This is a genomic window from Piscinibacterium candidicorallinum (assembly GCF_047549485.1).
Lineage (GTDB): Bacteria > Pseudomonadota > Gammaproteobacteria > Burkholderiales > Burkholderiaceae_C > Piscinibacterium > Piscinibacterium candidicorallinum.
Genome location: NZ_CP180191.1, coordinates 3,100,294 through 3,124,200, shown reverse-complemented (window position 1 = coordinate 3,124,200; position 23,907 = coordinate 3,100,294). Strand labels below are relative to the sequence as shown.

Below are 23,907 nucleotides of genomic sequence, written 5' to 3'. Positions count from 1 at the left end.
CCTTCCATGGCGAAGTTCACCCTCAACGGCAAGCCTGTGAATGTGCAGGTGGACCCGTCCACCCCCATTCTCTGGACCCTGCGCGACAGCCTGAACCTCACGGGCACCAAGTTCGGCTGCGGGATTGCGGCCTGCGGTGCCTGCACCGTGCACATGAACGGCGCGGCCATCCGCTCCTGCGTGACGCCGGTCTCGGTGGCCGAAGGCGCGAGCATCAACACCATCGAAGCGATGGCCGGTGACCGCGTGGGCAAGGCCGTGCAGGACGCCTGGGTCAAGCATGACGTGGCGCAGTGCGGCTACTGCCAGAGCGGCCAGATCATGAGTGCCACTGCGCTGCTCAAGGGCAAGAAGAACCCGACCGACGCCGACATCGACGCCGCCATGGCCGGCAACATCTGCCGCTGCGGCACCTATCAACGCATTCGCGCGGCCATCAAGGACGCTGCGAAGGCCATCGCCTGAGGAGCCGCACATGCATCACGATCTTCAGGCACTCAAGCAGATTGCCCGCTTCGTTGAGGCGGACAGCACGCCGCCTACGAACGTATCCCGCCGCGACTTTCTGAAGTTCTCCGGCGCGGCGGGGGCGGGCGGATTTGCGCTGGCCTTTGCCCCGCTGGCCGAGGCGGCGCTGCCCGCCGTGGCGCAGGCCGGCGGCCCGGGCCTCAAGCCTACGCAGATCCCGCAAGGCTTCATCAGCATCGCGCCGGACGGCACGGTCACCGTCACCGTCAACCGCCTCGACATGGGCCAAGGCATCGAGACCGGCCTGCCGCTGATTGCGGCCGAGGAGCTGGACGCCGACTGGTCCAAGGTCAAGAGCGCCTTCGGCACGGCCGATCCGCGCTATGTGGACCCGGTGGTCGGCATGCACCTGACCGGCGGTTCGCAGAGCATTGCCAACAGCTACATGCAGTACCGCGAGCTCGGCGCCCGGGTGCGCGCCATGCTGGTAGCCGCTGCCGCGCAGCAGTGGAAGGTCAAGCCCGAGCAGTGCAGTACCGACAAGGGCGTGGTGATCGGCCCGGGCAACCGCCGCGCCACCTACGGCAGCCTGGCTGCCGCCGCCATGAAGCAGCCGGTGCCCGCCAAGGTCACGCTCAAGGACCCGAAGAACTTCAAGCTCATCGGCCAGCCCGCCACCCTGCTTTCGGCGCGCAACAAGAGCCGCGGCGCGCAGCAGTACACGATCGACGTCAAGCGCCCGGGCATGCTCGTGGCCGTGATCGCCCAGCCGCCTACCTTCAGCACCAAGCTCAAGGGCTTTGATGCCGGTGCCGCGAGCAAGATGCGCGGCGTGAAGGCCATCTTCCCGGTGCCGCTGGACATGGGCGCGCAGGGCGTGGCCGTGGTGGCCGACAGCTACTGGAACGCCAGGCAGGCGCGCGAGGCCATGAAGGTGAACTGGGACCTCGCCAACGTGGCCAAGGTGGACAGTGCCCGCCAGATGGCCGAGTACCGCGAACTCGCCGCCAAGCCCGGCAACCTCTCCAAGTTTCGCGACGACACCAGCAAGATCGCCGGCGCGCCCAACAAGATCGACGCCGAGTTCTGGTTCCCTTATCTGGCGCACGCTGCCATGGAGCCCATGAGCTGCGTGGTGGACCTGAGCGCCGAGAAGTGCGAGATCTGGAGCGCCTCCCAGATGCCCGGCGTGGATGCCGGCACCATTGCCAAGATGACCGGCCTGAAGCCCGATCAGGTGCGCATCAATGTGCAGATGTCCGGCGGGGGCTTTGGCCGCCGCGCCGTGCCCACGGTGGAGTACCACGTGGAAGCCGTGGCCGTGGCCATGGGCCTGCTCAAGAGCGGCACACCCGCGCCAGTGAAGGTGATGTGGACGCGCGAGGACGACATGGCCGCCGGCTACTACCGGCCCTCGCACCTGCACAAGGCCAGCATCGGCTTCGATACCCAGGGCAACATCCTGGGCTGGGACCACACGATCGTGGGTCAGTCGATCGTGGCGGGCTCGCCTTTCGAAGGGTTCCTGATGAAGGACGGCATCGACGGCACGATCACCGAGGGCATGCGCGATCCCTACACCATGCCCATGAAGCTCGCCGTGCATCACCCGCGCCAGAACGTGCCGGTGCTCTGGTGGCGCAGCGTCGGCTCCACGCACACCGCCTACGTGATGGAGACCCTGCTGGACGAGATTGCCGTGGCCACCAAGCAGGACCCGGTGGCCTACCGCAAGAAGCTCTTTGATGCCAAGAAGGGCGCGCGCTGCAATGCCGCGCTGGACCTGGCTGTGCAGAAGAGCGGCTACGGCACCCGCACCCTGCCGGCCGGCCGCGCCTGGGGCGTGGCGGTGCACGAGAGCTTCAACACCGCGGTGGCCTTCATCGTCGAGGCAAGTGTGAGCAACGGCGTGCCCCGGCTGCACAAGGTCTGGGCCGGCGTGCACTGCAACCTGGCCATCAACCCCCGCAGCATCGAGGCGCAGATCCAGGGCGCTGCGCTCATGGGCCTGGGCACCTGCATGCCCGGCGAGCAGATCACGCTCAAGGACGGCATGGTGGAGCAGACCAACTTTGGCGCCTACGCCGTGCCGCGCATGACCGACATGCCCGAGGTGGACGTGGCGATCGTGCCCAGTGCCGACCCGCCCACCGGCATTGGCGAACCCGGCCTGCCGCCGCTGGCGCCCGCGTTTGCCAACGCCATCGCCCGGCTCACCGGCAAGCGTCTGCGCAACATGCCGTTCCCGGAGAAGGTCGTCTAAGTCTGCAGGGTGTGACGCTGCCCGGCTGCATTCCGCTACAGCCGGGCGTGTCGGACATTGCAGTTCGCATTGCGGCGGGCAGCGGCCCGCTGAACCGGTTCATCGAGGAGGAGAAGCACCATGGCACTGAAGGTTCTCTACACCGCCCACGCCCACGCCACCGGCGGCCGCAACGGGCACACCCAGTCCAGCGACGGCATCGTCAGCGTGGACCTGTCCATCCCCAAGGCCATGGGCGGCCCCGGCAAGCCCGGCACCACCACGCCTGAAGACCTCTTTGCCGCCGGCTACGCCGCCTGCTTCGGCAGCGCTGCCGAGTTCGTGGCCAAGAGCATGCTCAAGCTCAACCCGAGCAGCATCGCCATCGACTGCGCCGTGGGCATCGGCACTAACGATGCCGGCGGCTTCGGCCTCAAGGTGGACATGGTCGCCACCGTCGGCGGCCTGTCCCAGGAAGACGCCGAAAAGCTCATCCACACCGCGCACCAGGTCTGCCCCTACAGCAACGCCACGCGCAACAACGTGGACGTGAGCCTCACCGTCAAGACAGTTTGAGCGCTTGCGAAGGCGGCTGATGCCCGGGCCGAATCAGTCAGACCCAGTATCCATGCGGCTTTCCAGACCAAATAGGCTGAAAAGCCGCATGGGACAAGCGGAAAGGCATTTCAAATCCCTTGCGTTCGCGCTGCTCCTGACCGCAGCAGCAGGCTCGGCGGTCGCACAGGCCCCCAGCACGGCACCTGTAGCTAAGTCAGCCGCGGCGCGCGCGCAGATCGAGGCGCTCATCACCCGCATCGAAGCCCAGCAGGATCTGCGCTTCATCCGCAACGGCCGCAGCTACAGCGCCGCCCAGGCGGCAGAGTTCCTACGCCGCAAATGGCCCGCCCAGTGCGCCACCGTGCAAACCGTCGAACAGTTCATCGACCAATGCGCGAGCCAGTCCAGCACCACTGGCAAGCCCTACGAAATCCGCCAGGGCAACCAGACGCGGACTGCGGGTGTGGTGCTGCGGGAGTGGGCGGGATCGTCAGTGCGCTAGATGCCATATGTGGCCGACGGCTCGCCGGTCGAACGTGAACTGAACTGCGTTCAAGTGACAAGTAGCTCTACGGGGAGCGTTGATGAGTTTGCGCCAGAGGTCGAACCCACTAGCGCCTGCAAGGTCGACTGAATGGCGAATCGCGACTTGTCTACCCCCCAACGCTTTGCCGGACGCTGCTTGTCATTGCAGTTCGGTGCACACTTGGTCATAGCCGTGTCCCGATGTTTTGTGTGCGGAGCTCACGAGGTGTGTCTTGATCAGCAAGCGCAGTTCAAGCGTGAAGCGCTTGTAGCCTCGGGACTTTTTCGCTCGACACGCTTGGGTGCAGGTCAAGCTGCTGTTGCTCGAAGGTGCAGAGAACACGAATGGAGGAGCGTCAGATGCACTTTGTTTGGGGGTTCGGGTGTATTGCCGTTGTGATTGCGACGTCGTTTGTGCTGTCGAGAAGCAACTTCTTGCTTGTGGATAGCTTGTATGCGCTATTGGCCGGCGCTGCTGTCGGCGTCTGTTTACTGATAGGCAGCTTGTTCAACGGACGCGATGCCATCGCGGCAACGCGGTTGCTGTTTTTCTCTATGGCTGGTTCCTTGGCAGGATTCGCAGTGGGGTGGGCCATCGCATTGGTACTTGGCCTTCGATTTCAGGGCCAGGCTGCACTCGCCTTTGACCTCGCGGTCGGAGCCGTGGGCGCGGCGGTCATGGCTGCAGCAGTCTTTCAGCGAGACTCGTCAGCCAACGCGCAGTAGCTGGAGGAGGAGGACGTTCCCCGAGCCCTTGTTGCAGCTTGGCATTTTCAAAGGTGAGACGGGCCTAGCCGCGGGCACCAGCAGCACCCGCAGTGTGTGCCGCTGGTCATCCCATGAGACCTGTCCCAACTGTCTCAAAAGGCACCAGAACATGCACTGTGGCACGGGTAGCGTTGACGGATTCAAGTGGATTGAGATTGAGCCGGGAATCTGGGACGTCGAGTCCCGGCTGAAGCGGATCTTTCGGAAGCGTTCTCTACTTATCGCTTGCTTTGACTCAGGACCGATATTTCCGTCTGACGAAGAAAAATTGCTGGGTTGGCAGTCACTCGCGGCGGGAATGCTGAGTCCTCCCCTTCACGAGGATCTGGCGCTCCCATCTGCACATTACGACGAGTGGTGGGTCTTCGAGAATGCGGATCAAGCCCGAAAGCTGCCAAGCTACGAGTGCTTTGTGAATCACGGCCAGTGGACGCTTCGCACACCAGCTGAGATTGAGAAGGGTCTCGACACGAGTTGGGAAAAAGGCTGTTGGGACTGGCTACTTCCGCTGCAGGCACAGTTCTGGGACATGGCGTTTGCTTTCCAGCCGCTTGCATACATCGCGAATGGCGATGCGCTTGTTGTCGCCTCCAGAAACGAATCCTTGTTCGACGGTTGGGAGCGCTGATGTGCAAGCGGGCAATCGAGGCGGAAGTGCTTTCGGCGGCATTCCTCAGCCCGCTGCTCGCCGATCAGTTCCGATCATTCAAGCGAGACCGATAACGCTATCGATCAGTGCATAAGAGTGCTTGAGTGCACCGCGCAAGCGATCCCTGGCTCGTCGCTCAAACCACCTCCAACAACCCCTTCTTCGCCAGCATCGGCACCACCTTTGCGTCGCGGCCGCGGAAGGCGCGGTAGGCCTCGCGCGGGGCCTGGCGATTGCTGGCGCTGTAGATGTCGGCCAGCAGGCGCTGGGGGGGCTTACGTCGAAGGTGTCGCCCGTTTCCATAGACGCGTCAAAGGCGTCTGCATCCAGCACGTTGGCCACGGCGCCGCATCGCCGCCGGCGGCATCGCTGTGGCTCCAGGCTGGGGACGGCATTTCGCGTTGCGGAACGGGGGCCGGCGCGGGCGACGAAGACGCTACATCCACCCAAAGTGCTGCGCATGTGGCATGCATTCGGCAGACTGCAAAGACATGATTGGCTAACTCGGCGTACACGAAGACAATCGCGCTGGTTGTTTCTGCTCACGCAATTTGGCAAATGGTCGCCACTCTCTTTGTGGGCTAACTGAGGCGCCACACCGCAGCGTCAGGCGGCGGGCTCCGGGACGTCTCACCCGACAGCGGCGCAGCCCGCGTTCAGCACGCCCGACGAGTCACTCTGGAGGTCTGCGGCCATTTGCCCAGGGATTGAACGCATGAAGACCTCGTCCAGCTTTCGTACACAGCAGGCCTTGCCCGCGGCCTCGCATTCACCGCTGTGGCGCATCCGCCTGCAGGCCATCGCATGGTTTGTGCTGGGCAGCGCGTTCGTTCTGGGGCTGCCCATTCTCATCGGTTGGGGGTACGGCTTGCTTGCAGCACTTGTGCTGGTCGCGGCGGTGCTGGGTGTTGCCAGCGCGCTGCTGCTCAGACGGTTTTCTCGCGGGGCCCAGGCGCGATCTTTTGTCGCGAACTGGTCTCGCACCGTGGTGGGCTGGACCTTCGTCTTGGGCGTGATGGTCGCAGCACCCGTGTACTACCTGATGATCGTCACGGATACCCGACCGGCCACCGTTCCCCAGGTGGCGTTGAGCAATGGCTCCAAGCGCGTCGTGTTTCAAGGCATGCAGCACATCGGCTCCGAGCACTTCTACAAGGCGGTCATCTATGACCTTGAAAAGGCGTTGTCGGAGGACTACGCCGTCTACTACGAAGGCGTCCAGACGTCATCGCCTGAATCCAGGGCATTTTTCGAGAAGCTGTCGCATGAGCTTGTGGGTGGCAGCGACCTCAGCGGCACCTACAAGTCGATCGGCGATCTCTGTGGGATGAAGTTCCAGCTTGACTTCTTCGGCCTGCTGGAAGCCGACAAGGCCGAGCACCCGACGCGCCATGTGATTGCCGATGTCGACGCGATCGAGCTCAAGACAGAATTCGATCGCCTGATGCGCGAAGACCCGAACTTTGCGAAGGCGCATGCGAACGACTTCAAGCCCAAACCTGCTGCGAACGACAACGCGCTCACGCTGAAGGTGCTCGACTGGTTGAAGCGCGGAAGCGAAGCGCAGAAGATGCTCGGCGGCGTGGTGTGCCGCGGCGTCTTCACGCTTGCCCAGGATTCAGCCGCCACGACGCCCGGCCACATGCAGCCCGTGATTCTGGACTTCCGCAACCGAGCCCTCGCTCGGCAGATCATGCAATCGACAGACGACAAGATATTCATCACCTACGGTGCAGCGCATTTGCCTGGGCTGGTCGCGGAGTTGCGCAAGCTCGATCCGAAATGGGCGGTGGGTTCGGTGAAGTGGCTGCGCACGATCGAAGCGCCAGAACATATCGAGGGCAAGCTGCATGCCCTCGGCACCTGATATTTCAATCGAATGCCACCGGAAAGCGTGACGATGACCTCCCAGGCTCTGTCTGTTCGTGCACAACGCGTGTTTGCCTCATCGCCGGTACGCATTCTGCTGCTTGGGTTCGTCCTGTTGCTGATGATGGGGCTCAACGGCGACTTGATGGAGAGCTACGGAGATCAGCCGATCAAGGCCGCTAAGCACATCCTTGCAATGGTGATCGCCGGCTTTGTCGTGTACATCGGGTATTCACACTTCATTGAGCGGCGCGCCGTCAGCGAGCTCAGCCTGCCCGGCATGGGCCGCGAGTTTGGTGTCGGCCTGCTGGTGGGCGCGGGGCTCTACGCGGCCTGTGTGGGGGTGCTCATGGCGCTGGGCATCTATCGGATCGAGGGCTTGAACCCGCTGAGCTTTCTGCTGCCCGCGATTGCAATGGCGCTCAGTTCGAGCGTCTTCGAGGAACTGCTGTTTCGCGGCGTGCTGTTTCTCTCGGTGGAGAAGTGGTTTGGTAGCTGGGTGGCACTGATCGTGTCGTCGCTGGTGTTCGGTCTGACCCACCTCATCAATCCGCAGGCCACGCTGGAGGGTGCACTGTTCATCGCGGTCGAGGCAGGCATTCTGCTGGGTGCTGCCGTCATGCTGACCCGCCGGCTGTGGCTGAGCATCGGCTTCCACATGGCGTGGAACTACACGCAGCAGGCCGTCTTTTCCGGCATCGTCTCGGGCAATTATGCTGCGCCTGGCCTGATTCGCTCCACCATCAGCGGCCCCGACTACCTGACTGGGGGACAGTTCGGCGTCGAATCCTCTGTGCTGGCGCTCGTGGCGTGTACCTCCGTCGGGATCGTGATGCTGGTGATGGCACATCGGCGAGGGTTGATCGTCCCGCCGATGTGGAAGCGCAGCGCCTGAATCCCGGTGGCCGCGCCTGCCGGTCACACCACTTCCAGCAAGCCCTTCTTCGCCAGCATCGGCTCCACCTTCGCATCGCGGCCGCGGAAGGCTCGGTAGGCCTCTCGCGGGGCCTGGCGGTTGCCGGCGCTGTAGATGTTGGCCAGCAGGCGCTGGGCGGTGCTCACATCGAAGATGTCGCCGGTTTCCACGAACGCGTCAAAGGCGTCTGCGTCCAGCACCTCGGCCCACAGGTACACGTAGTAGCCGGCGGCATAGCTGTAGCCGGCAAACAGGTGGCGGAAGTGCACGAGGTGGTGCATGGGGCTGCCAATCGCTGCGGGCATGCCCAGGCGGGCGAGCTCGGCAGCCTGGAAGGCTTTGGCGTCCAGCTGGCTGAAATCGGTCTGCATATGCAGGGCCATGTCCACCAGCGCACTGGCGGTGTACTGCACGCTGTCATAGGCCTGGTTGAAGCGGCGGGCGCGCTTGAGCTTGGCAATCAGCGCGTCGCTGATCGGCTCGCCGGTCTCGACATGGCGGGCATGGGCTTTGAGCACCTGCGGCTCCAGTGCCCAGTGCTCCATGAGCTGGCTGGGCAGCTCCACAAAGTCGCGCAGCACCTGCGTGCACGACAGGCGCTCGTAGGTCACGTCGCTCAGCAGGCCGTGCAGGCCGTGGCCGAACTCGTGGAACAGGGTGCGCACGTCGTCAAAGGACAGCAGCGTGGGCTGGCCGGCCGGCGCCTTGGCGAAGTTGTTGTTGTTCACGACGATAGGCAGCACGGCGCCGTCGAGCTTGCGCTGGTGGCGGTACAGGCTCATCCAGGCGCCGCCGCGCTTCGTTGGCCGGGCAAAGTTGTCGCCCAGGAAGATGGCGCGCAGATCGTCGGTCTTGGCGTCACGCACTTCCCAGAGGCGCACGTCGGGGTGGTAGAGCCGAAAGCCGCCAACTTCGCCCTTCACCTCGACAAAGCGCAGGCCGAACAGACGCTGGGCGCAGTCGAACATGGCGTCGATCATGCGCTCCAGGCTGAAGTAGGGCTTGATCTCGGCGTCGTCGAGGTCGTAGTCGCGCACGCGCACCTTCTCGGCGTAGTAGCGCCAGTCCCAGGGGGCGAGTTCGGTGATGCCGTCGGCACGGGCCAGGGCTTCGAGCTGCTGCTGGTCGCGCGCGGCAGCGGCCTTGGCAGGCGCCCAGACGCGGTGCAGCAGGTCCATTACGGCATCCGTGCTGCCGGCCATCATGTCGGCCTGCACGTAGGCGGCGTAATTGGGGTAGCCGTGCAGCGTGGCCTGCTCCTGGCGCAGGGTCATGATGCGCTGGATCAGCGCGGCGTTGTCGCGCGCGCCGGCACCGCGCGAGGTCCAGGCCTTGAACAGCTGCTCACGCAGGTCGCGCCGAGTGGAGAAGGTGAGAAAGCCCACGTACAGCGCGCGGTTCAGGGCAATCACGGCCTTGCCGGGCAGGCCGCGCTGCTCGCCGGCGCTTCTTGCGGCATCAATCACCCAACCGGGCAGGCCGGCGAGGTCGGCCTCGGTCTCGAGCACGAGCTTGTAGTCCTGCTCGTCGGCCAGCACGTTCTGGCTGAACTCGGTGGTGAGCTTGGCCAGGGTCTCGGTCACTTCGGCGTAGCGCGCGCGCATGTCGGCGGGCAGCTTGGCACCGGCCATGACAAAGTCCATGTGCACCCGGCCAAGCAAGCGCAGGCTCTCGGCGTCCAGGCCGAGCGTGTCACGCTGCTGGTGCAGGGTGTCGATGCGCGCAAACAGTGCGGCGTTCAGGTACTTGGCATTGCTGTGCGCAGCCATGCGCGGGGCGACATCGCGCTCCACGGCCTGCAGGGCGGCAGGCGCCTCGGAGGCCACCAGGTTGGAGAACGTGGCGTGCACGCGCTTGAGCTTCTTGCCGCTGCGCTCCAGGGCGAGGATGGTGTTCTCAAAGCTCGCCGGGGCAGTGCTTGAAGCGATCGCGTCCAGCTCGGCGCGGTGCTCGGCAAAGGCGGTTTCAAAGGCCGGCAGGAAGTGCTCGGGCGCCAGTTGCTCGAACGGCGGCAGGCCGTAGGGGGTAGACCAGGTGGCGAGCAGGGGGTTGCCCAGCGGTGCAGCTTCAGACATGGCGGGCCTTTGTGAGGCGGTAGACGGGAAGCCGCAAAGTGTAGGTGGCCGCCCCTGTGCAGCCGCAGCATGGCGGGCCGGGCCTAAGCGGGTGCCGGGAGCAGGCCAGTTGCCGTCCGGGCAACCTGGCGGGCGTGCTTTGTCAAAGCGCTATCCAAGTGCGCCGCGTGAGCGCGCTGGGCGGGTTGCGTCTCCCGGTGTGCGATCTCCGGTGTGTCGGTCCTCGCGGCTCAGCGCAGGGTGATGGCGTTGGAGTTGTAGGCCACGCCCATCATGTACGACACCTGGCGCCGCTGCTTCGTGAGCGGGCTTTCGGCGGCCGGGCCGATCAGGTAGCCGAAGCCCATCTGGCCGAAGCCGACCCAGTGGCGGCCAAGCTGATGGCGGATAGATGCACTGACCCCGATATCGCGAAAACCCGCGGACGGGGAGTAGGGCGTGAGCGTGGAGCCCGGCGGCAGGTTCTGCGGCACGCCGTAGTAGATCTTCATGAAGTGGTTGTCTGCATAGGACACCGAGCCGTTGAGCCCCACGATCCAATTGGGCGCGATGCGGCGCGAGGTGCCGGTGCCCAGCGAGAACACGGTGCCCGTCTCCGTGCTCTTGATGTCGCTGGCCAAGGTGGCCGTTGCAGACCAGTACTCGGTCAGATTCAGTGTGCTGCCCAGCGAGTAGGTGACGCGGCGCTTGATGTCAGGCAGGCCGGCAAGCTCGGGGTCATCGCCCGCTTTGCGGCCAGAGTCCAACCTCAGGCCGAAGTTGACCCTGAACGTCGGCCGCTCGATGAGCGAGGCACTTGCGCCGGCGACTTCGGAGCCGCCATCCGAGAAGCTGCGCGCAATGCCGGCGCGCGGGCCGTTGAAGCTGAAGCGCCCCCAACGCACCGATGCGAGGATGCGGCCCTTCCATTTGCGGGTGTCCGAACCCGAATAGGCGGGCGTGTTCAGAATGGCCGGACCGAGCAGCCAGCTGAAGGAACTGGGGGTGTCATCGGTTTGCACACGGCCCGGCGGCAGGTCGAGCAACCCGGCCGGGTCGCGTCGCGCGTTGGCGATCGCCATGCGCATGCGCTGACTTTCGCGTTGGGCTTCGCTATCGGCCTCGGCGGCCGCGGCCGCAGCGCTCACGCTCCCGCTGGGGTTCAGTGCGGGCATGTCCGGCGAACTGACCTGGGCTTGTGCACCGGCGCTTCCCAGCAGGGTGCCCAAGCTGAGAAGCAGAACACGCGAAGCAGAACTCATTGGGGTCTCCGGTCGGATTCAGGCAGGCGGCGGTGCAGCCATGCCGCGGCGAGCGCACACAGGGTCCAGCAGATCCACGCCGTCCAGAGCGTGTGGCTGAGATAGTGCGCGCCGCGTATGAGTTGCACGGCGCCAAAGAGTGCCCCGGTAAACAGCACGATCAACAGTACGGTCTGGGCCGCCCGCGGTCGCCATGGGCGCCAGAGCTGCCACGCGCCAAGGAAGGCAAAAGCTGTCACCGCATGGCCGGACGGGAAGCAGCCGCCCGGGCCGCCATCGCTCACACCCGGCAGCCAGTGCGAGACCCAGTGCGCCAGCCCGCCGAACTCGGCCAGCTCCCAGGGGCAGCTGGTCAGGCTGAAGCGCTTGATGGCGCCGATCAGGATCACGCAGCCGAGCATCACGCCTATCCATTGCAGCTGCAGGCGCCGGGGTGGTGCATCGGCGCTGCCTCGCGCGCTCGACCGTACGGCAATCCAGAGCATCGCAGCCAGCACCACCCAGCCCAGGTAGCGGCCGCCATCGTGAAACACGCGGGCGAGCAGCACGTCGTTGCGCAGGGCAAAGCCGCTTGCGTCGGCAAACATGCGGCTCACGATCAGATCGGCACCGCTGAAGTCCCAGGCGGCCAGCAGCAGCAGGGCCGCGGCACTCACACACAGATCAAGTCGCAGGCGGTGCTGCCATGCGTGGCCGCTGCCCGGCGGCGCGTTGAGCACGGTACTCATGGCGCGGCCTTCCGGCAGTTGGCCAAGGCATCGAGCGTCGGCTCATACAGACTGGTCTGAACGTCAGCCAGACCGAGCAGGGTATGGAACAGGTGATCGTGGCTGAAGGCGTCTTTCTGCGCACGTTCGCGCACGCAGCCCGTGTCCAGATTGGCGCGCTTGCTGAAGCTCTCGGAGAACCACATGACCATCGGGACGCGCTTTTGCACATCCGGCGCAATCGCGTAGGGCATGCCGTGCAGGAAGAGCCGGTTCTCGCCGAGAGACTCGCCGTGATCAGACACGTAATACATCGCGGTATCCACGCGCTCGCTTGCTGCCTGCAGGCGCGCGACCACGCTGGCCAGAAGGTGGTCCGTGTACAGGAGCGCGTTGTCATAGGCGTTTCGGATTTCTTCCAGGCTGCAGCGCTGCAGGTCGTCGTCGCGGCAGGCGGGCGTGAAGCGCGCAAATGCGGGCGGGTAGCGGCGGAAGTAGGCCGGCCCGTGGTTGCCCAGCTGGTGCAGCACGAGCACTTCCACACCGGGCTTCTGCATGGCCGCAGCACGCAGGATGGCCGAATCCACGCTGGGCAGCAGCGCCTCGTCCAGGCAGCGGCCGTCAGAGCACAGACCCGGCGGGTTCAGCGTGGCTACTGCATCGGTGGGCAGGCCGTCGCACACACCCTTGCAGCCTGACTGGTTGTCCACCCAGCGCACCTGCACGCCTGCGCGGGCCAGCACATGCAGCAGCCCCTCCTGGCCCTTGATACGGGCTTCGTCATAGTCGCGCCGGCCTACCGGGGCGAACATGCAGGGAACGGAGACCTCGGTGTTGGTGCCGCAGCTGGTGACCTGCGCAAAGTTGATGACCGGCAGCTTGGCCAGCTCGGGTGTCGTCTGGCGCTGGTAGCCCGACAGGCCCCAGTTCGCGGCACGCGCGGTTTCGCCCACCACAAGCACGATGAGCCTCGGACGCTGCGCCTGCGCCCAGCTGGGCCCGGGCTTGGCGTCCAGCCCGATGGGCTCGCGCGGGCGAGTTGCGCCGCGCACGTCACCGGCCACCACGCTGGCCAGGGAGTACAGATAGTTCGCCGGAGTGAGCTGGTAGCGCAGCTCCTTCTGGTTGCGCATCAAGGACGCCAGGGGCTGGAACGCCGCCAGCACGCTGACCACGCCCAACACCACGGCGATGAAGATGAAAGCGAGCCTGCGCAGCAGAGCACGCGCCAGCGGCCGCTGCACGATCTGCACGCGCCACAGCAGCAGCGTCGGCAGGCCGGCATAGAGCATCACGTGCAGCAGCATTGGCCAGGAGAGCAGCTCGCCGGCTTCGTGCAGATCGGTGCGCAGCACGTTGCGCAGCATGGAGGGGTCCAGCACCACGCTGTAGCGCTGCATGTAGAACGCAGCCAGGGCCGTGCCGATCAGCAGCACCGTGCCCAGGGGCTTGAGTGTCCAGCGATTGAGCAGCACCCCAAGGATGGCGGCATGCAGAGCGAGGATCAGTGCCACCATGGCCGCGAGCAGCGCCCAGGTGCCTGGCTCGCTCCAGTTGCGCGATTTCAGTGCGCCGGCGAGGAACGCGCCGTTGGCCGACAGAAGCCAGAACAGGCACAGGCAGACGATGACGGTCTCGACCGACGCCTGCAGGCGCCAGCCCACTACGGCCGCCACGCCAGACTTCGGTTGATCGGGTTTGGCGTCGATACTAGGGTTTTCCATGAACCCAGCATGCCCAGCCAAGCTGAAGCGAAGCTGAAGCGGGCGGCGAACATTCAGCTTTGCGCAAGCCCCCCAGACGGCGGGCGCTCATCAGGGAACACCTAGCTCTTCATGCGGTTGCTGCTTATCGAAGACGACCCCGTCCTGGGCTCCGGCCTGCGTGACTTCCTACGCGCCGAGGGGCATGCAGTGACCTGGGCGCAGCGGCTCTCTGAATCCAATGCGCCCTTGGTCGAAGCCTTTGACGCATATCTGGTGGACTGGTCGCTGCCAGACGGATCCGGACTGGACTGGCTGGTGCGCCGACGCAGCAAGGGCGACCGCACCGCGGCCCTGATGCTGACCGCTCGCGATCTGCTCGCTGATCGAATAACGGGCCTGGACGCAGGCGCGGACGACTACCTCGTGAAGCCCTTCGCGCCGGAGGAACTCAGTGCGCGGATGCGCGCCGTGATGCGCCGGCGGGCCGGCGTGGCCGATGCGGGGCTGCGCTGCGGCGATGTGCTGATTGACCTCGGCGCGCGCAGCGTGCGGGTAAGCGAGCAACTCGTGGAACTCACCGCGCGCGAGTGGGCCGTGCTCGAGGCGCTGGCCCTGCGGCCGGGACGCATTGTGTCCAAGGACGAACTGGAGCAGCTGGCGCTGGGTGGTGCGGGCGAAGTGGCCAGCAATGCGCTGGAGGTGCATGTGTCCAGCCTGCGTCGCAAGCTGGGCCGGGATCTGGTGCAGACCGTGCGCGGCCTCGGCTACCGGCTGATGCAGGACGGCGGCGCATGAAGACTCTCTCGATCCGCAGTGCCTTCAGCCGCATGCTGGGCCTGCATGCGCTGCTGGTCAGTGTGACGGTGGGCCTGGCCGTCTGGCTGGCGGTTCAGGGCGAGGTCCATGAGCTGCTGGACGACTCGCTGCAGTCATCCAGCCGCGTACTCGCCGTGCTGCTGGCCGATGAACGCACGCTCACTGACCCCACGCTCCAGATGCGTCTGGACAAGGCCACGGATGGCATCGACGAAAGCGGGCGCTTTGCCTGGCAGGTGGTCGAGTACGCCGGTGCCGGGCCTGCGAAGGTACTCGCGCACTCCAGCGCCGCACCGCACGAGGCCTACCGCGCCACGTCAACGGCAGGCTTCTTTGATGCCGCAGGCCAATGGCGCGTCTACGCGAGTCCGCTTGGGCATGAGGGTCGTGTGCTCTATGTCGCTCAGACGCATGCCGAACGCACTGAAGCGCAGACCGAGATCGCGCTGAACACCGGTCTGGCCGCAGTGGCCATGGTGCTGCTGGCGCTGGTATGGCTGCGGATTGTGGTGCGCCGCGAGCTGCAACCCCTGCAGCGCCTGTCGGCGCGCCTGGCGCAGCACGATCCGCTCGATGCCAAGGCCACGCTGGGCGCGGCCGAGCGCGAGGAGCTTCAGCCCGTGCACGACGCCGTGGACGAACTGACCGCGCGCCTTGCGCGCCGCGTCGCGCAGGAGCGCGCGTTCGCCGCACACGCAGCCCATGCGCTGCGCACACCGCTGGCCGGCATGGATGCGCAGCTCGCCGTAGCGCTCAAGACCAGCCCGCCGGACCTCACAGAGCGTCTGCAGCAGGTGCGCCAGGCTGCGGGGCGTCTGTCGCATGTGGTCACGGCCATCCTCACCCTGTTCCGCAGCGGCGTGGGCTTGAAGCGTCAGAGCGTCAATCTCAAGGAGTTGATGCGCCGCATCCCGGTGGATGGGCTGAGCGTGCGCGTGGCCGAAGGCGCGTTGCTCGTGAATGCAGACCCGGACCTGTTGGCTGCCGCCCTGATCAATCTGCTGGACAACGCGGTGCGCCACGGGGCGACGGAGCTGCATGTGGAGACACCGAGCGAGCAGCTGGTGCGCCTCTCCGACAACGGCCCCGGCGTGGACGCCCTGCGCTGGCAGGACCTGCGCCTTGCGCTTGCGGGCGGTACGCCAGCCACGGACATCGGCCTCGGTCTGGCTCTGGCCGATCTGGTGGCCAAGGCCCACGGCGGCCGGGTGGAGCTACCCGTGGCCAACCGCGGCTTTGTGGTGGAGCTCAGCTTGCCGCTGGAACTGCCGAAAACACCGCATCAAGACATGAAGAGCTGAACCATGCTGACCCTGAGCCCCATCGTCCTGCTGCTGGCTGCCGGCCAGGCCACCCGCTGGCGCGAGGAGCAGCCGGATACCCACAAGCTCACGGCCGATCTTGCGGATTCCAGCGTGTTCACGCTCACACTCAAGCATGTGCAGGCCGCTGGCTTGCCGATCGGCCTGTGCGTCAGCAGCCATACGCCGGCCTCGATCATGGAGATCGCGCGGCGCGAGGACATTCCGCACCACATCTGCAGCGGCGGCATGGGGGATGTGATTTCCCAGGCGGTGGCCACCTGGCAGTCGCCTGCGGGCTGGCTGGTGCTGCCGGCGGACATGCCCTGCGTGGCACCGGCCACCATCCGCGAGGTGGCGCGGCAGCTGCGCATCGGCAAGGCAGACTGCGTGGCGCCCACGCATGGCGGGCTGCGCGGGCATCCAGTGGCCTTCAGTGTGCAGTGTCAGGCCTCGCTGCTGGCGCTGCGCGGCGACGCAGGTGCACGCAGCGTGCTGGACAGCCATCTGCTCCGGACCATGGAGTGCGATGACGCCGGTATCCTGCTCGACATCGACACCCCCGCGGACCGCGACCGTGCAGAAGATTTCCTACAGCATCATCCCCGCTGACCCGGCGGCCCATCTTTTCGAGATTATCCTCAGCATCGCCCAGCCCGCCGCAGACGGCCAGGTGCTGAGCCTGCCGGCCTGGATCGCCGGCAGCTACATGATCCGCGAGTTCGCCAAGAACATCGTCAGCATCTCGGCTGCGAACGGCCGCAAGCCCGTGGCGCTCACCAAGCTCGACAAGGACACCTGGCGCGCCGCGCCCTGCAAGGGACCGCTCACGGTCACGATGCAGGTCTATGCATGGGACCTCTCGGTGCGCACTGCACATCTCGATCAGCACCACGGCTTCTTCAACGGCACCAGCGTATTCCTGCGTGTGCATGGCGCCGAGCATTTTCCGCATGAAGTGGATATTCGTGCACCGAAGGGCGTGCGGAACTGGAAGGTCGCCACCAGCCTGCCGCGCGCAGGTGGTGGAAAGAGCGGCACCAAGCTGCAAGCCTTCGGCCTGTATGTGGCGCCGGACTATGACGCGCTGGTCGATCATCCGGTGGAGATGGGCACGTTTGCTGCCGGAGGCTTCGAGGCCTGCGGCGCACGGCACGACATTGCCATCACCGGCCGCGTGTCGAACCTCGACATGGCGCGGCTGGAGGCCGACTTCAAGAAGATCTGCGAGGCGCAGATCAAGCTCTTCGAGCCGAAGACGGCGCTGGCCCCCTTTCTGGACAGCAGCGACCGCTATGTCTTCATGACCATGGCGGTGGGCGATGGCTACGGCGGCCTGGAGCACCGCGCCTCCACAGCGCTCGTCTGCAACCGCAATGATCTGCCGCAGATCGGCAGTGCCGAGAGCAGCGAGGGCTACCGCAACTTCCTCGGGCTGGTGAGCCACGAGTATTTCCATACCTGGAACGTCAAGCGCATCAAGCCGGCGGTGTTCGCCCCCTACGACCTGAGCCGCGAGACTCACACCCCGCTGCTCTGGCTGTTCGAGGGCTTCACGAGCTACTACGACGACCTGATCCTGGCGCGCACCGGGCTCATGACCGAGGATCAGTACCTCAAGGCCCTGGCCAAGACGGTGAGCGGCGTGCTGCGCGGCCCGGGCCGCCTGAAGCAGAGCGTGGCGCAAAGCAGCTTCGACGCCTGGACCAAGTACTACCGCCAGGATGAGAACAGCCCCAACGCCATCGTTAGCTACTACACCAAGGGCTCGCTGGTGGCGCTTTACCTGGACCTGACGATCCGCACGCAGACGCGCGGACGCAGGAGCCTGGACGACTTCATGCGCCTGCTCTGGGTGCGCTTTGGCCGCGACTTCTATCAGGGCAAGCCGCAGGGCGTGGCGCCCGAAGAGATTGCGGGGCTGATGAAGCAGGCCACTGGCCTGGATCTTTCTCGCGAACTCACGCTCGCCACCGAGACCACGCAGGACCTGCCGCTGGAGCCGCTGTTTGCCGCACTGGGCATCAGCTACAGCCAGCGCGCCGAGGGCAGTACGCCCAGCCTGGGTGTGCGCACCAAGGCGCAGGGCAGTGACTGCGTGATCGCCAACGCCTTTAGCGGCGAGCCGGCGCACGTGGCGGGCTTGTCTGCGAACGATGTGATCGTCGCCATCGATGGCCTGCGCGTGACCCCTGGCAACCTGGATGGGCTGCTTGCCCGCTACCGCGCCGGTGATGCCGTGACCGTGCACGCCTTCCGGCGCGATGAACTGATCGAGGCGCGCGTGAAGCTGGCCGCGCCGCCCGCCACGAGCGTGAAGCTGATCGCCTCGGACAAGGCGGCGGCCGACAAGCGCAAGCTGCGCCGCCAATGGCTGGCGGCATGAGCACGGCCACGCTTCCTGGGGGCTATGCGCTTCGTGTGGGCGCAGAGCAGATGGACGTGCCCGCCGTGCACGCCTTCCTGACCCGTACGTACTGGTCCGAGGGCATTCCGCTTGAGGTGGTGGAGCGCGCCGTCCGGCATTCGCTGTGCATGGGCGTGGTGACCGCCGACGGCGAGCAGGTGGCCTTCGCGCGCGCCATCACTGACCAGGCGACCTTTGCCTACCTGGCCGATGTCTATGTGCTGCCCGAGCACCGCGGGCGCGGGCTGTCTCGCGCCATGCTCTCGGCGCTGTTTGCGCAGCCGGGGCTGCAGGACCTGCGCCGCTTCATGCTGGCCACGCGCGACGCCCATGCACTCTATGCCGGCTACGGCTTCACGCCGCTGGCGCGGCCGGAACGGATGATGGAACGGCACGACCCACAGGTGTATCAGCGCCTGGCGGCGAACCGCGCCGACTGAGAAGGCACCATGAAGATTCGCGCCCGTTACGCCCACCTGGTGTTCTCGTTCCTGATGAGCAGCCTCATGGCTTTCATCATGACTGCTGTGGTCACCGCCATCAACACCGGACTGGCCGGCGACTTCGTCGGCCGCTGGGCCCATGCCTTCCTGCTGGCCTGGATGCCCGCCTTTGCCTGCGTGCTGGTGCTTGCACCGCCGATCCGTAAGTGGGTCAATGCGCGCACCGTGCAGGACTGAGTATCGCGCTTGATTCGATTGATGTGTCGTTTTCGGACGTAGTGGATCAAGCTCTACAAATGACGGTGTCGCGCACAAGACAAGCGGAATCGGCGATTTGTGAATCCTAAAATAGACTGAAATCGGACGAATTCCATCATGCCGTCGGCAGTCGCACAAAGCTGTGCGAGGGCGAAATGCTCCGCTCGTTGCCTGTGGCCGGCAGATCCAGCACCCCGTCCACGCGGGCCAGCGGTGGCCCACCCGCCAGCCAGGCCCGCAGTGCGCCGAGCATCGGCGGCTCACCGCGCGCATAGACCTGTACCGTACCGTCGCGCCGATTGCGTACCCAGCCCGCCAGGCCGAGCTGTTGGCCCATGTCGAGGGTCGCATCGCGGAATCCGACGCCCTGCACACGGCCCGAGACGATCACGTGAAGTTCCGGCATGCTGCAAGTATGCGATTGATCGCTGCGCGCAGCCGTGCGAAGTTTCCCGCCCCGGCGTTGCGTGCGCCTTGTCACCCCGTCGTCGAGCCATGAGCTACAGCTACTTCACCCGCATCTATGCCCACCGCGGTGGCGGCACGCTTGCTCCGGAGAACACGGTGCAGGCCCTGCAGGTCGCACATCAGATGGGCTTTCAGGGCGTGGAGTTCGACGTCATGCTCACTGCGGATGACGAGCCCGTGCTGATGCACGACGCCGAGTTCGGGCGCACTGTCTTCGGCGCAGGACAGATGAACGACACCCGCTGGGCCGACCTGCAGCGCAAGAATGCCGGCGCATGGTTCAAGGATCCGCGCTATGCCGGCGCGCGCGTGCCGCACCTCGACCACGCGCTGTCCTACTGCAGCGCGCGCAACATGCACATGAACGTCGAGATCAAGCCGGCGCCCGGGCGCGATGCACGCACGGCCGAGGTGGCTGCGCGCCTGTGCGCGAGCTACTTCCGCGAGGATGCCGACGCTGCCGGCATGGCGGTGCCGCTGCTCAGCTCCTTCAGTGCGGCCGCCCTGGCCGCCGCGGCCGGTGTGGCGCCGCATCTACCGCGCGCGCAGCTCTGGCGTGAGCTGCCTGCGGACTGGGCCGAGCAGCTCGCCGCGGCTGGTTGCGTGGCGGCGCATGTGCGGCATGACCATCTGGACGAGGCGCGCTGTGCAGCCGTCAAGCAGGCCGGCTATGGATTGCTGGCCTACACCGTGAACGACCCGCGTCGCGCACGCGAGCTCATGGCCTGGGGGGTGGACGCCATCTGCACCGATCGGCTGGACCTGATCGGGCCGCGCTTTCGCTAGATCTGCAAAGCGGCTTGTGGCTATCTCTCGGGCGGACGCTGGATTACGCGCCGTTACACGTGCCGGTCGGCCGGCGGCCAGGGGCGAGGCGTTGTTGGGTTGTGCGCGCCAAGACCATGAATCTGAGCGATTCAACCCCAGTCGAAATGGAGAACCGAATGTCCACCCCCAAGCTCCTCGCCTTGATGATCACCGCCTCCTTGAGTGCCGGTGCAATGGCGCAGACGAACACCGCCACCATGACCCAGCGCGATGCCAATCAGCAGCAGCGCATCGAAAACGGCCTGAAGTCCGGTCAGCTCAACACCCAGGAAGCTGCCCGCCTCGAAAGGCAGGAGGCCAAGGTGGATCGCATGCAGGCCAACGCCCTGAAGGATGGCAAGCTGAGCGCGGCCGAGCGCGCCCGGATCGACAACGCCCAGGACAAGGTCAGCGCCAACATCTACAAGCAGAAGCACGATGCGCAGACCGGCAACCCCAACAGCGCAGCCAGCCAACGCATGCAGCAGACCGTGCAGCGCGACGCCAACCAGGAGCAGCGCATTGCCAACGGCGTGAAGAACGGTTCCCTGACCAACAAGGAAGTGGCCAATCTGGAGCGTGGCCAGGCCCGTGTTGACCGTGCACAGGCGCGCGCCGGCGCCGACGGCCATGTGAGCGCTGCGGAGCAGGCCCGCATCAACGCTCGCCAGGACAACCAGTCCGGCAAGATCTACAACAAGAAGCACAACGAGCGCACGCGCGGCTGACCGGCGCAGCCGGGCGGTCCGCGCACTCGGGCTGCTGCGGCTGACCGGCACAGCCGGGCGGCCCGCGCATACGGTCTGCTGCGGCTGACCGGCCCAGCCGGGCAGTCCGCGCACTCGGGCTGCTGTGGCTGACCGGTACCCCGGCAGTCCACGCGCCGGGCGCCTGCAGTCATCCGGCACCAACCGAACCAGGCTCTCCTCCCCGAAGTGACCGACGGCCCGCCCAGCGCGGGCCGTCGGTCTTCTGGCCCCTAAAATCGGCGATTCCTCTTCACAACCCCGAGGCGCGCCTGCAAGGCCGCCTTTTGCCGCCCCAGCGCGACCGAGCATCCGGCCCATGAAAGCAGCAGAGATCCGCGAAAAGTTCTTGTCCTTCTTCGAATCGAAGGGCCACACCCGCGTGCGAGCCTCCAGCCTCGTGCCGGGCAACGACCCCACGCTGCTGTTCGTGAACTCCGGCATGGTGCAGTTCAAGGACGTGTTCCTGGGCACCGACAAGCGCGCCTACACCCGCGCCACCACCGCACAGAAGAGCCTGCGCGCCGGCGGCAAGCACAACGACCTCGAAAACGTCGGCTACACCGCGCGCCACCACACCTTTTTCGAGATGCTGGGCAACTTCAGCTTCGGCGACTACTTCAAGCGCGACGCGCTCAAGTTCGCCTGGGAGCTGCTGACCGAGGTCTACAAGCTGCCCAAGGACAAGCTCTGGGCCACCGTCTATGCCGAGGATGACGAGGCCTACGACATCTGGCACAAGGAGATCGGCCTGCCGGCGGACCGCATCGTGCGCATCGGCGACAACAAGGGCAAGCGTTACGCCAGCGACAACTTCTGGCAGATGGCCGACACCGGTCCCTGCGGCCCCTGTTCCGAGATCTTCTACGACCATGGGCCCGAGGTGGCCGGTGGCCCCCCTGGCAGCCCCGAGGCCGATGGCGACCGCTATATCGAGATCTGGAACAACGTGTTCATGCAGTTCGATATGCAGCCCGATGGCTCGCTGATCCCGCTGCCCAAGCCCTGCGTGGACACCGGTATGGGCCTGGAGCGTCTGGCCGCCGTGCTTCAGCACGTGCACAGCAACTACGAGATCGACCTCTTCCAGGCACTGATCAAGGCCGCTGCCCGCGAGACCGGCTGCGCCGATCTGGAGAACAACTCCCTGAAGGTGATTGCCGACCACATCCGCGCCACCGCCTTTCTGGTGGCCGATGGCGTGATCCCGAGCAACGAAGGCCGCGGCTACGTGCAGCGCCGGATCGTGCGCCGCGCCATCCGCCACGGCTACAAGCTCGGCTGCCGCAAGCCCTTCTTCCACAAGCTGGTGCCGGATCTTGTTGCGCAGATGGGCGAGGCCTACCCCGAGATCGCCGAGCAGCAGCAGCGCATCATGGACACGCTCGCGGCCGAGGAAGCACGCTTCTTCGAGACGCTCGAGCATGGCATGAGCATCCTGGACGGCGCACTGGCCGGCGGCGTCAAGACGCTCGATGGCGAAGTGGCCTTCAAGCTGCACGACACTTACGGCTTCCCGCTCGACCTCACGGCCGATGTGGGCCGCGAGCGCGGCTTCACGGTGGACGAGGCCGGCTTCAATGCCGCCATGGCCCGCCAGCAGGAGGCCAGCCGCGCCGCAGGCAAGTTCAAGATGGACCGCGCGCTCGACTACAGCGGCGCCGCCACCACTTTCCACGGCTACGACAAGCTCGTCATCGAAGGCGCAAAGATCACTGCGCTCTACGTGGGCGGCACGGAAGTGGCCGAGATGAAGGCAGGCGATTCGGGTGTGGTCGTGCTCGACAACACGCCCTTCTATGCCGAGAGCGGCGGCCAGGTGGGTGATGTGGGTGTGCTGACGAATGCCGGCGCCGAGTTCGCGGTGCAGGACACGCAGAAGATCCAGTCCACGGTGTTTGGCCACCACGGTACGCTGACCAAGGGCGCGCTCAGGAAGGGTGATGCGCTTACCGCCACGGTGAACGGTGCCGTGCGCGCCGCCACCATGCGCAACCACAGCGTGACGCACATCATGCACAAGGCCCTGCGCGAAGTGCTCGGCAGCCACGTGCAGCAGAAGGGCAGCCTGGTCGATGCCGACAAGACTCGCTTCGACTTTGCGCACAACGCCCCGATGACCGATGCGCAGATGCGCGAGGTCGAGGCCAAGGTGAATGCCGAGATCATTGCCAACAGCAGCACGCTGGCTCGCGTCGTGCCGATGGAAGACGCGCAGAAGCTCGGCGCGATGATGCTGTTCGGCGAGAAGTATGGCGACGAAGTGCGCGTGTTGGACATCGGCACGAGCCGCGAACTCTGCGGCGGCACGCACGTGGAGCGCACCGGCGACATCGGTTTCTTCAAGATCGTTAGCGAAGGCGGTGTGGCCGCTGGCGTGCGCCGCGTGGAGGCCATCACCGGCATGAACGCCGTGAACTGGGTGCAGCGCATGGATGCGGCCGTGGGTGAGGTGGCCGCGGCTCTGAAGGCCCAGCCCACGGAACTCGTGGCCCGCGTGGCGCAGGTGCAGGATCAGATCCGGCTGCTTGAGAAGGAACTGGCCGCCGCCAAGAGCAAGCTGGCCGCTGCGCAGGGCAGCGATCTTGCCGGCAGTGCCGTGGACATCAAGGGCATCAAGGTGCTGGCCGCCAGGCTCGAAGGCGCAGACGCCAAGACCCTGCGCGAGACCATGGACCAGCTCAAGGCCAAGCTCAAGACCGCAGCCATCGTGCTGGCGGCCGTGGAAGGCGGCAAGGTGCAGCTGGCTGCGGGCGCCACGGCCGACGTGATGGGCAGGATCAAGGCCGGCGACCTCGTGAACTTTGTTGCGCAGCAGGTTGGCGGCAAGGGCGGCGGCAAGCCCGACATGGCCATGGCCGGAGGGACCGACGCCGCCGCGCTGCCCAAGGCGCTGGAGAGTGTTCGCAGCTTTGTGGAAGAGCGGGCATGAGTCAG

The 23,907-nt window shown here is 65.8% G+C and carries 22 protein-coding genes; 17 read left to right on the top strand and 5 right to left on the bottom strand.

Annotated features, from left to right (window positions below; genetic code table 11):
- Nucleotides 1–6 precede the first annotated feature (6 nt).
- The 8 genes from ACMDW7_RS14115 to ACMDW7_RS14080 all read left to right on the top strand — a co-directional run bounded on the left by ACMDW7_RS14115 (nt 7) and on the right by ACMDW7_RS14080 (nt 7,974).
- Nucleotides 7–465: a (2Fe-2S)-binding protein gene (locus ACMDW7_RS14115; protein ID WP_377303311.1), complete on the top strand. Its 459-nt coding sequence runs from the start codon at nt 7–9 to the stop codon at nt 463–465.
- A 10-nt stretch (nt 466–475) separates the two neighbouring features.
- A complete protein-coding gene (locus ACMDW7_RS14110) occupies nt 476–2,731 on the top strand; it encodes a xanthine dehydrogenase family protein molybdopterin-binding subunit (RefSeq protein WP_377303313.1) in 2,256 nt (751 codons plus the stop codon).
- Between the two features lie 120 nt (nt 2,732–2,851).
- Nucleotides 2,852–3,286 (top strand): organic hydroperoxide resistance protein, encoded by a 435-nt coding sequence (locus ACMDW7_RS14105; protein WP_054124915.1) that lies wholly within the window; start codon nt 2,852–2,854, stop codon nt 3,284–3,286.
- Between the two features lie 88 nt (nt 3,287–3,374).
- Complete coding sequence (locus ACMDW7_RS14100; RefSeq protein WP_377303315.1) at nt 3,375–3,770, top strand: DUF5329 family protein; 396 nt, start codon at nt 3,375–3,377, stop codon at nt 3,768–3,770.
- A gap of 368 nt (nt 3,771–4,138) precedes the next feature.
- Nucleotides 4,139–4,519, top strand: a complete 381-nt coding sequence (locus ACMDW7_RS14095; RefSeq protein WP_377303317.1) for a hypothetical protein — start codon at nt 4,139–4,141, stop codon at nt 4,517–4,519.
- A 151-nt stretch (nt 4,520–4,670) separates the two neighbouring features.
- Complete coding sequence (locus ACMDW7_RS14090; RefSeq protein ID WP_377303319.1) at nt 4,671–5,189, top strand: hypothetical protein; 519 nt, start codon at nt 4,671–4,673, stop codon at nt 5,187–5,189.
- A 736-nt stretch (nt 5,190–5,925) separates the two neighbouring features.
- Complete coding sequence (locus tag ACMDW7_RS14085) at nt 5,926–7,077, top strand: hypothetical protein (RefSeq protein WP_377303320.1); 1,152 nt, start codon at nt 5,926–5,928, stop codon at nt 7,075–7,077.
- Nucleotides 7,078–7,110: 33 nt separating this feature from the next.
- Nucleotides 7,111–7,974, top strand: coding sequence for a CPBP family intramembrane glutamic endopeptidase (locus tag ACMDW7_RS14080; protein ID WP_377303322.1), 864 nt, complete (start codon nt 7,111–7,113; stop codon nt 7,972–7,974).
- 23 nt (nt 7,975–7,997) lie between these two features.
- On the opposite strand, the gene ACMDW7_RS14075 is transcribed toward ACMDW7_RS14080, so the two are convergent.
- The 4 genes from ACMDW7_RS14075 to ACMDW7_RS14060 form a co-directional block, all read right to left on the bottom strand.
- On the bottom strand, nt 7,998–10,070 hold the full coding sequence (locus ACMDW7_RS14075) for a M3 family metallopeptidase (RefSeq protein WP_377303324.1): 2,073 nt from the start codon (nt 10,068–10,070) through the stop codon (nt 7,998–8,000).
- 230 nt (nt 10,071–10,300) lie between these two features.
- A complete protein-coding gene (locus ACMDW7_RS14070; RefSeq protein WP_377303326.1) occupies nt 10,301–11,311 on the bottom strand; it encodes a MipA/OmpV family protein in 1,011 nt (336 codons plus the stop codon).
- Nucleotides 11,308–12,039: a phosphatase PAP2 family protein gene (locus ACMDW7_RS14065; RefSeq protein WP_377303328.1), complete on the bottom strand. Its 732-nt coding sequence runs from the start codon at nt 12,037–12,039 to the stop codon at nt 11,308–11,310. The genes ACMDW7_RS14070 and ACMDW7_RS14065 overlap by 4 nt, the downstream gene beginning before the upstream one ends.
- Nucleotides 12,036–13,742 (bottom strand): phosphoethanolamine transferase, encoded by a 1,707-nt coding sequence (locus tag ACMDW7_RS14060; RefSeq protein WP_377303330.1) that lies wholly within the window; start codon nt 13,740–13,742, stop codon nt 12,036–12,038. The genes ACMDW7_RS14065 and ACMDW7_RS14060 overlap by 4 nt, the downstream gene beginning before the upstream one ends.
- A 111-nt stretch (nt 13,743–13,853) precedes the next feature.
- Here ACMDW7_RS14060 and ACMDW7_RS14055 point away from each other — a divergent pair, with 111 nt between their 5' ends.
- Genes ACMDW7_RS14055 through ACMDW7_RS14030 form a run of 6 tightly spaced genes read left to right on the top strand, consistent with a single transcriptional unit; the run spans nt 13,854 to nt 18,928 of the window.
- Nucleotides 13,854–14,519, top strand: coding sequence for a winged helix-turn-helix domain-containing protein (locus ACMDW7_RS14055; RefSeq protein WP_377303332.1), 666 nt, complete (start codon nt 13,854–13,856; stop codon nt 14,517–14,519).
- Complete coding sequence (locus ACMDW7_RS14050; protein ID WP_377303334.1) at nt 14,516–15,841, top strand: sensor histidine kinase; 1,326 nt, start codon at nt 14,516–14,518, stop codon at nt 15,839–15,841. Before ACMDW7_RS14055 ends, ACMDW7_RS14050 begins: the two co-directional genes overlap by 4 nt.
- A gap of 3 nt (nt 15,842–15,844) precedes the next feature.
- Nucleotides 15,845–16,453: an NTP transferase domain-containing protein gene (locus ACMDW7_RS14045; protein WP_377303335.1), complete on the top strand. Its 609-nt coding sequence runs from the start codon at nt 15,845–15,847 to the stop codon at nt 16,451–16,453.
- Nucleotides 16,371–18,227: a M61 family metallopeptidase gene (locus ACMDW7_RS14040; protein WP_377303337.1), complete on the top strand. Its 1,857-nt coding sequence runs from the start codon at nt 16,371–16,373 to the stop codon at nt 18,225–18,227. Before ACMDW7_RS14045 ends, ACMDW7_RS14040 begins: the two co-directional genes overlap by 83 nt.
- The gene (locus ACMDW7_RS14035; protein ID WP_377303339.1) at nt 18,224–18,688 is read left to right on the top strand and encodes a GNAT family N-acetyltransferase; all 465 of its coding nucleotides are present in this window, start codon (nt 18,224–18,226) and stop codon (nt 18,686–18,688) included. Before ACMDW7_RS14040 ends, ACMDW7_RS14035 begins: the two co-directional genes overlap by 4 nt.
- Before the next feature lie 9 nt (nt 18,689–18,697).
- Nucleotides 18,698–18,928: a DUF2798 domain-containing protein gene (locus tag ACMDW7_RS14030; protein ID WP_377303341.1), complete on the top strand. Its 231-nt coding sequence runs from the start codon at nt 18,698–18,700 to the stop codon at nt 18,926–18,928.
- Between the two features lie 136 nt (nt 18,929–19,064).
- Here the strand turns inward: ACMDW7_RS14030 and ACMDW7_RS14025 are convergent, their stop codons facing one another.
- Complete coding sequence (locus ACMDW7_RS14025) at nt 19,065–19,355, bottom strand: acylphosphatase (protein ID WP_377303343.1); 291 nt, start codon at nt 19,353–19,355, stop codon at nt 19,065–19,067.
- Between the two features lie 89 nt (nt 19,356–19,444).
- Between ACMDW7_RS14025 and ugpQ the strand changes: the two genes are divergently transcribed.
- The 3 genes from ugpQ to alaS all read left to right on the top strand — a co-directional run bounded on the left by ugpQ (nt 19,445) and on the right by alaS (nt 23,902).
- Nucleotides 19,445–20,203 (top strand): glycerophosphodiester phosphodiesterase, encoded by a 759-nt coding sequence (gene ugpQ, locus ACMDW7_RS14020; RefSeq protein ID WP_377303345.1) that lies wholly within the window; start codon nt 19,445–19,447, stop codon nt 20,201–20,203.
- A gap of 158 nt (nt 20,204–20,361) precedes the next feature.
- Entirely contained in the window at nt 20,362–20,952 is a 591-nt protein-coding gene (locus tag ACMDW7_RS14015; RefSeq protein ID WP_377303346.1) for a hypothetical protein, read from the top strand.
- A gap of 337 nt (nt 20,953–21,289) precedes the next feature.
- On the top strand, nt 21,290–23,902 hold the full coding sequence (gene alaS / locus ACMDW7_RS14010) for an alanine--tRNA ligase (RefSeq protein ID WP_377303348.1): 2,613 nt from the start codon (nt 21,290–21,292) through the stop codon (nt 23,900–23,902).
- The last annotated feature ends 5 nt before the right edge of the window (nt 23,903–23,907 follow it).